Origin of the sequence: Kitasatospora sp. GP30, from assembly GCF_029892145.1 — a bacterium.
Classification (GTDB): Bacteria; Actinomycetota; Actinomycetes; order Streptomycetales; family Streptomycetaceae; genus Kitasatospora; species Kitasatospora acidiphila.
This window is the reverse complement of sequence record NZ_JARZAH010000038.1, coordinates 63,710-77,518: the sequence shown is the minus strand read 5'-3', so window position 1 is coordinate 77,518 and position 13,809 is coordinate 63,710. Positions and strand designations below refer to the sequence as shown.

Annotated in this window: 11 protein-coding genes and 1 pseudogene; 8 read left to right on the top strand and 4 right to left on the bottom strand. The window is 71.8% G+C overall.

What is annotated here, in order from left to right:
- A pseudogene (locus P3T35_RS33265) lies at positions 1-209 on the bottom strand (IS30 family transposase); the annotation flags it as partial.
- Positions 210-375: 166 nt separating this feature from the next.
- Entirely contained in the window at positions 376-3,522 is a 3,147-nt protein-coding gene (gene ileS, locus P3T35_RS33260) for an isoleucine--tRNA ligase (protein ID WP_280708907.1), read from the bottom strand.
- Between the two features lie 596 nt (positions 3,523-4,118).
- Between ileS and P3T35_RS33255 the strand changes: the two genes are divergently transcribed.
- The 5 genes from P3T35_RS33255 (at position 4,119) to P3T35_RS33235 (ending at position 7,345) form a co-directional block, all read left to right on the top strand.
- The gene (locus P3T35_RS33255; protein WP_280708906.1) at positions 4,119-4,637 is read left to right on the top strand and encodes a TraR/DksA family transcriptional regulator; all 519 of its coding nucleotides are present in this window, start codon (positions 4,119-4,121) and stop codon (positions 4,635-4,637) included.
- A 194-nt stretch (positions 4,638-4,831) separates the two neighbouring features.
- A complete protein-coding gene (gene lspA / locus P3T35_RS33250) occupies positions 4,832-5,404 on the top strand; it encodes a signal peptidase II (protein WP_218976666.1) in 573 nt (190 codons plus the stop codon).
- A gap of 28 nt (positions 5,405-5,432) precedes the next feature.
- On the top strand, positions 5,433-6,371 hold the full coding sequence (locus P3T35_RS33245; RefSeq protein ID WP_101379921.1) for an RluA family pseudouridine synthase: 939 nt from the start codon (positions 5,433-5,435) through the stop codon (positions 6,369-6,371).
- Positions 6,371-6,829, top strand: a complete 459-nt coding sequence (locus P3T35_RS33240) for a GNAT family N-acetyltransferase (protein ID WP_101379920.1) — start codon at positions 6,371-6,373, stop codon at positions 6,827-6,829. The genes P3T35_RS33245 and P3T35_RS33240 overlap by 1 nt, the downstream gene beginning before the upstream one ends.
- 30 nt (positions 6,830-6,859) lie before the next feature.
- Complete coding sequence (locus tag P3T35_RS33235) at positions 6,860-7,345, top strand: LURP-one-related family protein (protein ID WP_101379919.1); 486 nt, start codon at positions 6,860-6,862, stop codon at positions 7,343-7,345.
- A 7-nt stretch (positions 7,346-7,352) separates the two neighbouring features.
- On the opposite strand, the gene P3T35_RS33230 is transcribed toward P3T35_RS33235, so the two are convergent.
- Positions 7,353-8,354, bottom strand: a complete 1,002-nt coding sequence (locus P3T35_RS33230; RefSeq protein WP_280708902.1) for a mechanosensitive ion channel domain-containing protein — start codon at positions 8,352-8,354, stop codon at positions 7,353-7,355.
- A gap of 115 nt (positions 8,355-8,469) precedes the next feature.
- On the opposite strand from P3T35_RS33230, the gene P3T35_RS33225 reads away from it, so the two are divergent.
- The 3 genes from P3T35_RS33225 to P3T35_RS33215 all read left to right on the top strand — a co-directional run bounded on the left by P3T35_RS33225 (position 8,470) and on the right by P3T35_RS33215 (position 12,961).
- A complete protein-coding gene (locus tag P3T35_RS33225) occupies positions 8,470-11,211 on the top strand; it encodes an alpha/beta fold hydrolase (RefSeq protein ID WP_101379917.1) in 2,742 nt (913 codons plus the stop codon).
- Positions 11,212-11,470: 259 nt separating this feature from the next.
- Positions 11,471-12,325: an ABC transporter permease gene (locus tag P3T35_RS33220; protein WP_101379916.1), complete on the top strand. Its 855-nt coding sequence runs from the start codon at positions 11,471-11,473 to the stop codon at positions 12,323-12,325.
- A 51-nt stretch (positions 12,326-12,376) separates the two neighbouring features.
- Entirely contained in the window at positions 12,377-12,961 is a 585-nt protein-coding gene (locus tag P3T35_RS33215) for a dienelactone hydrolase family protein (RefSeq protein ID WP_101379915.1), read from the top strand.
- A gap of 22 nt (positions 12,962-12,983) precedes the next feature.
- Here P3T35_RS33215 and P3T35_RS33210 read toward each other — a convergent pair whose 3' ends face one another.
- A complete protein-coding gene (locus P3T35_RS33210; RefSeq protein ID WP_101379914.1) occupies positions 12,984-13,688 on the bottom strand; it encodes a hypothetical protein in 705 nt (234 codons plus the stop codon).
- Positions 13,689-13,809 lie beyond the last annotated feature (121 nt).

The window sequence follows — 13,809 nt, the reverse complement described above, 5'->3', positions numbered from 1 at the left end:
ACCCCGGCCGCACGAAGCCGCTCGTACTCCGCTCGTCCCGGATGCCCGGGCCCGCTGGGCTTGCCACGGCCACGGACACCGGCCTGACGGGCCCACCCGAACGCCGTGTTGCGGTTCACTCCCACTGCACGAGCGGCGGCTGTGATGCTGCCGTCCTCCTCCCGGTCCAGTGCCTCGAAGAACCTCGCCTTCAGCGCTTCGAAATCCACGATCCCCGCAACTCCCTGAACTCCAGGGTGTTGCGGGGATCGATAGAACCCGCCGATGCGGTGGGGGCGCCCTCGTCCGTGCTTCCGTGCTCCGAGGTGCCGACGGCTGAGGGCCGGGGCCGCGCCCTTGCGCGCGGCCCCGGCCCTCAGCCGGTGCGGTGCGGTGCTACGCCTTGCGCAACTGGAAGGTCAGCTCCAGGCCCTCGTCCGCGAAGGTGTCCGACTCCCAGTCGGCGGTGCCGTCGGCGAAGTCCACGGCCAGCACCTCCTCGGCGACCAGCGGGCCGTGCTCGGTGATGGCGGCGACCGTCTCCTCGGCCGCGGACTGCCAGCGCAGCACGATCCGGTCGGCGACGTCGAGGCCGGAGTTCTTGCGGGCCTCCTGGATCTGCCGGATCGCGTCGCGGGCGATGCCGAGGCGCTTGAGCTCGGGGGTGATCGCCAGGTCGAGGGCGACGGTGGCGCCGGACTCGTTGGCGACCGCCCAACCCTCGCGCGGAGTCTCGGTGATGATCACCTCATCGGGGGAGAGGGTGATCCGCTCGTCGTTCAGCAGCACCGAGGTCTCGCCCGCGGCGCGCAGCTCGGCGGCCAGCACGGCGGCGTCCGCGGCGGCCACCGCCTTCGCCACCTCCTGCACGCCCTTGCCGAACCGCTTGCCCAGTGCCCGGAAGTTCGCCTTGGCGGTGGTGTCCACCAGCGAACCGCCCACCGCTGCCAGCGACTCCAGCACCGAGACGTTGAGCTCCTCGGCGATCTGCGCCCGCAGGTCGGCCGGCAGCTCCTCCCAGCCCTGGGCGGCGATCAGCGCGCGGGACAGCGGCTGACGGGTCTTCACCCCGGACTCGGCGCGGGTCGCCCGGCCGAGCTCGACCAGGCGGCGGACCAGCGCCATGTGCCGGGAGAGGTCCGCGTCGATCAGCTCCTGGTCCGCCTCCGGCCAGCTGGACAGGTGCACCGAGACCGGGGCGTCCGGGGTGACCGGCACCACCAGGTCCTGCCAGACCCGCTCGGTGATGAACGGCGTGAGCGGCGCCATCAGCCGGGTGACCGTCTCCAGCGCCTCGTGCAGGGTGGCGAGCGCGGCGGCGTCGCCCTGCCAGAAGCGGCGGCGGCCGCGGCGGACGTACCAGTTGGACAGGTCGTCGACGAAACCGGAGAGCAGCTTGCCGGCCCGCTGGGTGTCGTAGTCGGCCAGCGCCACGTCGACGTCCTTGACCAGCTGGTTCAGCTCGGAGAGCACCCAGCGGTCCAGCTGCGGGCGGTCGGCCGGGGCAGGGTCGGTCGCGCTCGGCGCCCAGCCGGCGGTCCGCGCGTACAGCGCCTGGAAGGCGACGGTGTTCCAGAAGGTCAGCAGCGTCTTGCGGACCACCTCCTGGATGGTGCCGTGGCCGACCCGGCGGGCCGACCAAGGCGAGCCGCCGGCCGCCATGAACCAGCGCACCGCGTCGGCGCCGTGCTGGTCCATCAGCGGGATCGGATCCAGGGTGTTGCCCAGGTGCTTGGACATCTTGCGGCCGTCCTCGGCGAGGATGTGGCCCAGGCAGACCACGTTCTCGTAGGACGACTTGTCGAACACCAGGGTGCCGACCGCCATCAGGGTGTAGAACCAGCCGCGGGTCTGGTCGATCGCCTCGGAGATGAACTGGGCCGGATAACGGCTTTCGAACAGCTCCTTGTTCTGGTGCGGGTAGCCGTACTGCGCGAACGGCATCGAGCCCGAGTCGTACCAGGCGTCGATCACCTCGGGCACCCGGACGGCGGTGCCGGAGCACTCGCGGCAGGCGAAGGTGACCGCGTCGATGAACGGGCGGTGCGGGTCGAGGTCGCTCTGGTCGGTGCCGGTCAGCTCGCTCAGCTCGGTCAGCGATCCGACGCAGGTGAGGTGGCCCTCCTCGCAGCGCCAGATCGGCAGCGGGGTGCCCCAGTAGCGGTTGCGGGAGAGCGCCCAGTCGATGTTGTTGTTGAGCCAGTCGCCGAAGCGGCCGTGCTTGACCGTCTCCGGGTACCAGTTGGTGGCCTCGTTCTCGCGGATCATCGCGTCCTTGACGGCGGTGGTCCGGATGTACCAGGACGGCTGCGCGTAGTAGAGCAGCGCGGTGTGGCAGCGCCAGCAGTGCGGGTAGCTGTGCTCGTACGGGAGGTGGCGGAACAGCAGGTCGCGGGCCTTGAGGTCGGCGACCAGCGCCTCGTCGGCCTTCTTGAAGAACTGCCCGCCGACCAGCGGCACCTCGGCGGCGAAGGTGCCGTCGGCCTCGACCGGGTTGACCACTGGCAGGCCGTACTTGCGGCAGGTCGCGAGGTCGTCGGCACCGAAGGCCGGGGCCTGGTGGACGATGCCGGTGCCGTCCTCGGTGGTCACGTAGTCGGCGTTGAGGACGAAGTGCGCGTCCTCGCCCCCCTCAACTGGAGGAATGGCGACGAGGTCGAACGGCCGCTGGTAGGCCCAGCGCTCCATCTCGGCGCCGGTGAACGACTCGCCGGTGGGCTCCCAGCCCTCGCCCAGCGCCTTGCCCACCAGTTGCTCGGCGACCACCAGGCGCTCGGTGCCGTCGGTGGCGACCACGTAGGTCACCTCCGGGTGCACGGCGGCGGCGGTGTTGGAGACCAGCGTCCACGGGGTGGTGGTCCACACCAGCAGTGACGCCTGGCCGGCCAGCGGGCCGCTGGTCAGCGGGAACTTCACGAAGACCGAGGGGTCGACCACGGTCTCGTAGCCCTGGGCCAGCTCGTGGTCGGACAGGCCGGTGCCGCAGCGCGGGCACCAGGGCGCCACGCGGTGGTCCTGGACCAGCAGGCCCTTGTCGAAGATCTGCTTGAGCGACCACCAGACCGACTGGATGTAGGACGGGTCCATGGTCCGGTACGCCTCGTCGAGGTCGACCCAGTAGCCCATCCGCTCGGTGAGCTTGGTGAACTCGTCGGTGTGCCGGGTCACCGACTCGCGGCACTTGGCGTTGAACTCGGCGATGCCGTACTTCTCGATGTCCGGCTTGCCGGAGAAGCCCAGCTCCTTCTCCACCGCCAGCTCGACCGGCAGGCCGTGGCAGTCCCAGCCGGCCTTGCGGGCCACGTGGTAGCCCTTCATGGTCCGGTAGCGCGGGAACACGTCCTTGAAGACGCGGGCCTCGATGTGGTGGGCGCCCGGCATGCCGTTGGCGGTCGGCGGGCCCTCGTAGAAGACCCACTCGGGGCGGCCCTCGGACTGCTCCAGGCTGCGCTGGAAGACCTTCTGGTCGCGCCAGAAGCTGAGGATGCCGTGTTCGAGTGCGGGCAGGTCGACCTGGGCGGGGACGGGGTTGTAGCTGGTCACTGCGCCTCCGACGGATGCGTGGACGGGCATTCCGACGGAGGGACGAGACGACTGGCGTCCCGCGGTACCACCCTCCTTGGCCGCCGCGGTCCTGCCGACGGCCCACTCCTTGGGTCTTGCTACCGGGTCTAGTAGGCCGAGGCGGCCGTTCTTCCGGCGGCTCCGGGGTGATCTTCCCGCCGCGCACACCCCCGGGCTCGCACCATCCCCGGGTCGCTCCTGGCTGCGTACGTCGGTACTCGTCCCATCTGCGCCTTGCCGGCCCAGTCTATAGGGAGCGGGCAACCGAATTCGGCCAACCGGGCCCGGCCCCGCTGAGCAGGGCGGTTAACCGGTGATGTTCTGGGCACAACCTTGTCGCTGCCCTGGGACCGAGGTGTAAACCGCTGCCCGAGTGGGATCGCGGGGTGGCGCCGGTATGTCCCGTTGTGACCGGATTCGATCAGGATTATCGTTCCGGGACCGGAGGCCGACGGGAACCGTCGGCCGGAGTCATTCGTAGATGGGGTCGAGCCATGGCTGAGAAGGCAACGGGCGCGGGTACCGCTACCAGGCGGATCCGGAAGGCCATGGCAGGCGACCAAGGGGAGGGTTCCGTGACCACGACGACACGGCGGAAGACCAGCACCACCACCGGCCGGACGGCCGCCAGTCGCAACCACGTCCCCTCGGGCAGCGGTGCCCGGGCGGCCACCGGGTTCACCGCAGAGTCGGTCGACCCGGCCGAGCTGCCGGTCCGCCCGGGCGAGGACCCGTGGACCGCGGCCGAGGTCGCCGAGGTGCACGAGGAGCTCAACGACGACGTGCGGCGCCTCAAGGCCGAGATCGAGGCCGCCGAGGCGGCGCTCACCGGCCTGATGCGCGACTCCAACGACGGTGCGGGCGACGACCAGGTCGACGCCGGCACCAAGAACATCAACCGGGAGAGCGAGCTGTCGCTGGCCAACAACGCCCGCGACATGCTCGACCAGAGCGAGCGCGCGCTGGCCCGGCTGGAGGGCGGCGAGTTCGGCTCCTGCGAGTCGTGCGGGCAGCCGATCGGCAAGGCCCGGCTGCAGGCCTTCCCGCGGGCCACCCTCTGCGTCAGCTGCAAGGCCAAGCAGGAACGCCGCTGACACTCGTTACAAGGGTGTTGACCGGGGTCGGGCCGACGGGCGGTCCACGAGCCGTATGCTCGACCCCGTAACGTCGGCCCCATTTCTCGGCAGCGGAGCGGATCATCACTACCCCAGGTTCCCCCCAGACGCGGGACGAGGAGTCCCAGCTCGCGGGCGCCAGCCCCGTCACCGAGCCGGCCGAGCTGCGGGCGATGGTGCGCCGCCGCCGGCTCACCCTGCTCTTCTCGGTGGCGCTGCTCGCCTACCTGCTCGACCTGGGCAGCAAGCTGCTGGTCGTCGCCAAGCTGGAGGGCCACTCGCCGATCCAGGTGATCGGCGACGTGGTCACCCTCCAGGTGATCCGCAACGCCGGTGCGGCCTTCGGCATGGGCCAGACCATGACGGTGGTCTTCACGGTGATCGCCGCCGCGGTGATCGTGGTGATCTGGCGGATCTCCCGCCGGCTCTACAGCCTGCCCTGGGCGATCGCGCTCGGCCTGCTGCTCGGCGGCGCGCTGGGCAACCTGACCGACCGGATCTTCCGGGCCCCGGCCACCTTCCGCGGCCATGTCGTCGACTTCATTTCGGTGCAGCACTTCGCCGTCTTCAACCTGGCCGATTCGGCCATCGTCTGCGGCGGCATCCTGGTGGTGCTGCTCTCGTTCCGCGGCAGCAACCCCGACGGCAGCACCCACCGCACCGCCGCCCCGGCGGCCGAGCAGACCAACGAGGCCAAGGGCTCCGAGGCCCCGGCCGAGCCGGCCGAGGACGACCAGGCCAACTGAGAGCAGCCGTTACGGCATACTCGTACGGGTGAGTACCGCAGCGCAGACCCGCTCCCTCCCTGTTCCGGACGGCCTGGAGGGCGAGCGTGTCGACGCCGCCCTGGCCCGGATGTTCGGCTTCTCGCGGACCAAGGCCGCCGAGCTGGCCGCCGACGGCAAGGTCCGGATCGACGGATCGCAGGCCGGAAAGTCCGACCGGGTGACGGCCGGCGCCTGGCTGGAGGTCGAGATCCCGGCCCCTGCCGCCCCGGTGCAGATCGTCCCCGAGTTCGTCGAGGGCATGCGGATCGTCCATGACGACCAGGACATCGTGCTGGTCGACAAGCCGGTCGGGGTGGCCGCCCACCCCAGCCCGGGCTGGACCGGCCCGACCGTGATCGGCCACCTGGCCGCCGCCGGCTACCGGATCTCCACCTCCGGCGCCGCCGAGCGCCAGGGCATCGTGCACCGCCTCGACGTCGGCACCTCCGGCCTGATGGTGGTCGCCAAGTCCGAGCGCGCCTACAGCGACCTCAAGCGCCAGTTCCACGACCGGATCACCGACAAGCGCTACCACACCCTGGTCCAGGGCCACCCCGACCCGCTGAGCGGCACCGTGGACGCCCCGATCGGCCGGCACCCCAGCTCCGACTGGAAGTGGGCGGTCACCCGGGACGGCAAGCCCTCGGTCACCCACTACGACCTGATCGAGGCCTACCGGGCCGCCTCGCTGCTCGCCGTCAAGCTGGAGACCGGCCGCACCCACCAGATCCGGGTGCACATGCAGGCACTGCGCCACCCCTGCGTCGGCGACCTCACCTACGGCGCCGACCCGGTGCTGGCCAAGCGGCTGGGGATCACCCGGCAGTGGCTGCACGCGGTCTCGCTGGGCTTCGAGCACCCGGCCGACGGCGAGTGGGTGGAGTTCTCCAGCCCCTACCCGGCCGATCTGCAGCACGCCCTCGACGTGATCGCCGGGGAGAGCTGATGGCGGCGGTGATCGGCACGGCCGGCGACCAGGCCGCGCTGGACGCCGCCTTCGAGGTGCGCCGGGCGGTCTTCGTCGAGGAGCAGGGCATCCCGGCGGAGCTGGAGTACGACGAGCTGGACGCCACCTCCGTGCACCTGCTGGCACGCGACGCCGGCGGCGCGCCGCTCGGCACCGCCCGGCTGATCAGCGGCGAGCAGGCCCTGGCACTCACCGGGATCGCCGACCGGGTGCTGCTCGGCCGGCTCGCCGTGCTGGCGGTGGCCCGCGGCACCGGGCTCGGCGCGGCGCTGGTCGGCGCCGTCGAGGAGGCCGGCCGGGCGCTCGGCGCCAAGGAGTGCGAGCTGCACGCCCAGGTGGTGGCGATGGGCTTCTACGAGCGGCTCGGCTATCGTGCCCAGGGCCCGGTCTACGACGACGCCGGGATCCCGCACCGCACCATGGTGAAGACGCTCTGAGTCGCTGGTAGTTCGTCACAAGGGGGAGCCGTGCGCTATCTGGTGCGCGACCGCATGTTCGCCTTCCACGAAGAGGCGTGGATAGAGACCGAGCACCGCGAGAAGGTGTTCAAGGTCGACCGGAAGCTGTTGCGGCTGCGCACCACCTTCGCGTTCGTCGACCCCTGGGGCCAGACCGCCGCCACCATCGTGCGCAAGGCGATGACCTGGCACCACACCATCCTGATCAAGCACGACGGGGAGCGGCTCGGCAAGATCAGCCGGCGGTTCTTCCGGCTGTTCGGCGACCGCTTCGTGGTCAAGCTGCGGGACGGGCGGAAGCTGCGGATCAACGGCAATCTGTGGGACCGCGAGTTCGACATCCAGCACCGCGGCACCACGCTGGCGCACGTCTCCCGGCGCTGGTTCAGCCTGCGCGACACCTACGCGGTGGACGTGATGGAGCCGGCGGACACCACCATGCTGCTGGTACTCGCGGTCTGCGTCGACCACATACTGCACGAGCAGCGGGACTGACACCCCGTCAGTCGCCGGTCCGCACCCGGGGCAGCGCATGCGGGTGCCGGTCCCGCAGGAAGGCGATCAGCTCCTCCCGCACCGTGCAGCGCAGCGCGAAGGCGGCCGCCGGGTCGGCGGCCGTCATGGTGGCCCGCAGCAGCACGGTGCTCGGGGTGGAGTCGAACACCACCAGGGCCGAGTCCCGGCCGTCCCAGTGCGGGCTGGCGGCCAGCACCTCGCGCAGCCGCATCCGCAGCTCGGGCACCGGCACGGTGTGGTCCAGGTGCAGCAGCACCGAGGCGAGCAGCGCCGGATCCCGCCTGGTCCAGTTCTCGAACGGCCGGGCGACGAAGTACGAGACCGGGACCACCAGCCGCCGGTCGTCCCAGAGCCGCACCACCAGGCAGACCAGGGTGATCTCCTCCACGATGCCCTGCTGGCCGTCCACCACCACCGTGTCGCCGATGCGCACGGTGTCGCCGAACGCGATCTGCAGCCCGGCGAAGAAGTTGCCCAGGGTGTTCTGCGCCGCGATACCGGCCACGATGCCGATGATGCCGGCGGAGGCCAGCAGGCTGGTGCCGATCGCACGCATGGTGCCGAAGGTCAGCAGCATCACGGCGACGGTGACCACGGCGATCAGCGCGCTCAGCACCCGGCGCAGGATGCTCAGCTGGGTGCGGACCCGCTGCAGCCGTGCCGGATCGTCGACCACCGTTTCGTAGCGGGCCAGCGCGGCGGTCAGCACCGCCGCGTCGATCCGCACGACCAGCCAGCCGATGGACGCGATCAGCGCCAGCAGCATCACGTGCCGCAGGTCCCTGCCCGGATGGACCACCCAGCCGAGGCCCAGCAGCAGCCCGGTCGCCACTACCAGCTGAATCGGCACCCGGCAGCGCCGCAGCGGCGCCCAGACCGTCTCGCTCGGATGCCGGGCACTGAGCCGCTGCAGTGCCCGGTCCACCAGCCAGCCGGTCAGCAGGGTGACGGCGGCGATGGCGAGCAGCGTGACGAGCGGCCAGAGCACAGCCACACGATACGCGCCGATCCGGACAAACCGCCGAAATCGACCAGCCATAGTACGTCAGGGTCTTGAACGCTCTTCAGCAGATCTTCAGTTACCGCACATAGGATCGGCTTCCATGAGCCTGCGCGGACGTTTCAAGCCGACCCGCCGTCGGGTGCTGGCGGCCGGACTCGCCCTGGTCGCGCTGATCGGGCTCGGAACCGTCACCGCGGTGGCGAGCGGCCAGGCGACCGTGCACGAGCAGGACCAGTTCCTCTCGATGCCCGAGGGCCCCGGCAGCAGCGACCAGGTCCGCATCGACACCTCCTTCTTCACCACCGGCAGCAGCCCGCGCCCCGCGATCCTGCTCGCCCACGGCTTCGGCGGCAGCAAGGCGGACGAGGCCGGCGAGGCCCGCACCCTGGCCCGGTCCGGCTACGCGGTGCTCACCTGGTCGGCCCGCGGCTTCGGCAGGTCCACCGGGCAGATCGGGCTCAACGCGCAGGACGGCGAGGTGCAGGACGTCAAGCACCTGGTCGACTGGCTGGCGACCCGGCCCGAGGTCCAGCTGGACGGCCCCGGTGACCCGCGGGTCGGGATCACCGGCGCCTCCTACGGCGGCGCGATAGCGCTGCTGGCGGCCGCCGCCGACCCGCGGATCGACGCCATCGCGCCCCAGATCACCTGGTGGGACCTGCCGCAGGCGCTCTTCCCGCAGAGCGTGCAGGGCAGCAGCCCGGCCGACGGCGTGTTCAAGAAGCTCTGGGCCGGCATCTTCTTCACCACCGGCTCCTCCGGCGACATCATCAGCTCGGGCAACAACAAGCCGGTGAGCGTCCAGAGCGGTCCGGTCGGCTGCGGGCGGTTCACCCCCGAGCTCTGCGCCATGTACAACCGGGTGGCCAGCAGCGGTCGACCCGACCCGGCCGCCGTCGCCCTGCTGGAGAAGTCCAGCCCGTCCGCGTACGCGTCCAAGATCAAGGTGCCGACCCTGGTGGTCCAGGGCCAGGAGGACTCGCTCTTCCCGCTCGACCAGGGCGACCAGATGGCCAAGGCGATCGCCGCCAACGGCGCGCCGGTCTCGGTGGACTGGTTCGCCGGCGGCCACGACGGCGGCCTGGAGACCAGCGACCGGGTGACCGCCCGGGTGACCAGCTGGTTCGACCACTACCTCAAGCACCAGTCGACCGGCACCGGCCCGGCCTTCCGCGTCACCCGCACCGGAGGCGTCGACTCCACCGGCTTCCAGGCCGTGCTGCGCGGCGCCGACGGCAGCAGCTACCCGGGCCTGACCGGCACCGCCCGGCGCACCGTCCAGCTGACCGGCGCTCCGCAGACCATCGCCAACCCGCCCGGCGGCGCGCCCCCGGCGATCTCCACCGTGCCCGGCCTCGGCGCCCTCAGCCAGGCCTCCCAGCTGGGCGTGAGCCTCTCCCTGGACTTCCCGGGGCAGTCCGCCTCCTTCGACTCCGCGCCGCTGGACGGATCGCTCCAGCTCACCGGCGCCCCCACCGTCGACGTCACCGTGCACGCCGACCGGCCCGACGCGGTGCTCTTCGCCAAGCTCTACGACCTCGCCCCGGACGGCAAGACCACGCTGCCCCAGCAACTCGCCGCCCCGCTGCGGGTCACCGGCGCCGACACCCCGGGCGGCCGCACCGTCACCGTCCGGCTGCCGGCCGTCGACTACTCCTTCCCGGCCGGCCACCGGCTGCGGCTCACCCTCTCCAGCACCGACCTGGCCTACGCCTCGCCCAGCGACCCGGCCACCTACCAGGTGGCGGCGGCCGGCCCGATCACCGTGCCCACCGACGCCGCCCTGACCCCCGAGCCCACCGCACTGCCCACCCGCACCTGGGCGCTGCCGCTGGCCGCGCTGGCCGTCGGCGCCGTCCTGCTGCTCACCGCCCGGCGCCGCCGCGCGCTGCCGCAGCCCGACCCGCTGCTGGCCGACGTGCCGCTGGAGATCACCGGGCTGAGCAAGCGCTACAAGGGTGCCCAGGACCGGTACGCGGTGCGGGACCTCTCGTTCACCGTGCGGCGCGGCCAGGTGCTCGGCCTGCTCGGACCCAACGGCGCCGGCAAGACCACCACGCTGCGGATGCTGATGGGCCTGATCCGCCCCGACGAGGGCGAGATCCGGGTGTTCGGCCACGCCGTGCGGCCCGGCAGCCCGGTGCTCTCCCGGGTCGGCGCGTTCGTCGAGGGCGCCGGCTTCCTGCCGCACCTCACCGGGCGGGCCAACCTGGAGCTCTACTGGCGCAGCACCGGCCGCCCCGCCGCCGACGCCCACCTGGACGAGGCGCTGGAGATCGCCGACCTCGGTGAGGCCCTGAACCGCGCGGTGCGCACCTACTCGCAGGGCATGCGCCAGCGCCTGGCCATCGCCCAGGCCATGCTGGGCCTGCCCGAGTTGCTGATCCTCGACGAGCCGACCAACGGGCTCGACCCGCCGCAGATCCGCGAGATGCGCGAGGTGATGATCCGCTACGCGGCCGGCGGACGCACCGTCATCGTCTCCAGCCACCTGCTGGCCGAGGTCGAGCAGAGCTGCACCCACCTGGTGGTGATGGACCGCGGCCGGCTGGTCACCGCCGGAGAGGTCGGCGAGATCGTCGGCGGCGGCGAACTGCTGCTGGTCGGCACCCCGGCGAGCTACGGGCCGGAACGGCTGCTGGTCGCCGCCAGCAAGGTGGAGGCGCTGCCCGGCATCGCCGAGGTGGAGGCGGTCGAGCACGGCCTGCTGGTCCGGCTGAACGGCATGACGGCCACCGAGCTGATCGCCGAGCTGGTCCGGCTGGACGTGCCGGTGGAACGGGCCGGACCGCACCGCCGCCTGGAGGACGCGTTCCTCTCACTGATCGGAGGCGGCGCATGAGTCATGTGACGTCGAGAGGAGCGCGAGCATGAGTGAGCGGAGCGAGCTCATCGTTGGAAGGCGGGCGTGGGCGGATGCCCCTGCCGGGTTCTGCGAGGTGGGCGCATGAGTGAGCGGAGCGAGCTCATTGTTGGAAGGCGGGCGTGGGCGGATGCCCCTGCCGGGTTCTGCGAGGTGGGCGCATGAGTGAGCGGAGCGAGCTCATTGTTGGAAGGCGCGCGTGGGCGAATGCCCCCGCCGAGCTCTGCGAGGCGGGCGCATGAGCCTCGCCCAGGCCGACCGGGCGCTCGGCTACCGCCCGCAGCGGACCCTGCCGCTGCGGGTGGAGGCGCTGCGCCAGCTGCGCCGCCGGCGCACCCTGGTGATCTTCGCGGTGCTGTTCGCCATGCCCTTCCTGGTGCTGGCCGCCCTGCAGCTGGGCGGTGCCCGGCAGGGCACCGACCGGACCACCTTCATCGCGCTGGCCACCGCCTCCGGCCCGAACTTCGCGGCCACCATGCTCTTCATGGGCACCGGCTTCCTGCTGGTCATCCCGATGGCGCTGTTCTGCGGCGACACGGTGGCCGCCGAGGCCGGCTGGTCGTCGCTGCGCTACCTGCTGGCCGCGCCGGTGCCCCGGGGCCGACTGCTGGCCCGCAAGCTGGCCATCGGGCTGCTCTTCTCCAGCGCGGCGATCGTGATGCTGCCACTGGTCGGACTCGGGCTGGGCACCCTCGTCTACGGCTGGGGCGACCTGCGGCTGCCCACCGGCGGCGCGCTGCCGGCCCAGCAGGTGCTGCCGCGGCTGGCGATCGCGGTGGCGTTCATCGTGCTCAGCGAACTGGTGGTGGGCTCGCTCGCCTTCTACCTCTCCACCGCGGTCGACAACCCGCTGGGCGCGGTCGGCGGCGCGGTCTTCATCGCCATCATCACCGGAGTGCTGGACGCCATCACGGCGCTCGGCTCGCTGCGCGAGTGGCTGCCGGCGCACTGGCAGTACGCCTGGGCGGACGCGCTGCAGCCGCAGCTGGAGGTGGGCGGCATGATCCAGGGCGTCTCGCTCTCGGTCTCCTACGGGCTGATCCTGCTGGCCCTGGCGTTCCGGGGCTTCGCGCGCAAGGACATCGTCAGCTGAGACACTGGTCGGACAGCCGATCGACCGTCCGACCAGGGAGCCCTCGCAACCGTGGCCCAGATCCTCCTCCTGCACTCCGCCTTCGGCCTGCGCCCCGCCGTGCACGCCGCCGCCGACCGGCTGCGCGCCGCCGGGCACCAGGTCACCGTGCCCGACCTCTACGACGGCAAGGTCTTCGACACCGTCGAGGAGGCCACCGCGTACAACGAGGAGATCGGCAGCGACGAACTGCTCCGCCGGGCGGTCGGCGCGGCCGCCCCGCTGCTCACCCCGGGCACCCGGCTGGTCTACGCGGGCTTCTCGCTCGGCGGCGCGCTGGCGCAGAACCTGGCGCTCGCCGATGAGCACGCGCTCGCCCTGCTGCTCCTGCACGGCACCTCCGACCTGCGTGAGGACGCCCACACCGAGATCCCGGTGCAGCTGCACATGGCCGAGCCCGATCCGTTCGAGCCCGAGGACTGGCTGAACGCCTGGTACCTGCGGATGTGCCGGGCCGGTGCGGACGTCGAGGTGCACCGCTACCACGGCGCCGGCCACGTCTTCACCGACCCGGAGCTGCCCGACTACGACGAAGAGGCCGCCGAGCGGGCCTGGGCGGCGGCCCTGGCCTTCCTCGACGACCTCGGTACTGACTGACTGACTGAGTTCTGAGTCCGGGTCAGCGGTTCGGCGGGTAACCGCCGTAGGGCGGCTGCCCCGGCTGTCCCGGCGGCATCGGGGGCTGCATCGGCGGCTGGGCGGGCGGCGGCGGGAACCCGGGCGCCCCGCCCCGCGCGTCCTGCGGCGGCACCGGCGGGGCGTAGCCGGGCTGCGGGGCGGGAGCGGGCATCGCGGCCAGCGGCTGGTAGCCGCTCGGTCCGCCGGTGTTCCGGGTGGCCAGCACGACGATCGGCAGGATCAGGCAGACGACCACCTGGGCGATCAGATCGAGGGTCAGCCACAGGTTGGGGGTGGTCGGCGTGGTCAGCATCTGCCAGCCGTTGTCCTGGCTGAGGACGTTGATCAGCGACGTACCCGTGCTGTACGCGCTGATCAGCAGCAGCACCGTGGCCGCCGGGCGGACCCAGGTCCGTCCGGTGAAGGCCGCGATGATCATCACGATCAGGGCCACGCACTGCATGGTGTCCGCGGTGGTGAACGGGCCGCAGGCCCCCATCCGCATCGCCAGGTCACCGAAGCCGAACACGTACTTCAGGTAGCTGGCGCCCGCCTTGCTCACCCAGTAGATCAGCAGCGTCAGTTGCAGCAGCAGCTGGGCGATCATCAGCACCGCGAGACCGGGCAGCGCCCCGCCCTGCGGCCGGGCCGGCTGCTGGCCGAATCGTGGCGGATAGCCGCCGACAGCGGGCGTGCCGTAGCTCATGTGGTCCCCTCCGAGCAGCGCGTTCCGGGCGGCCTCACACTTCGCCGCCCGGTGAGACTAGCGCGCTTCCGGTGCGCCGGGAACGGCGTCCCGCACACCGGAAGCACAACGGTGACGTGGT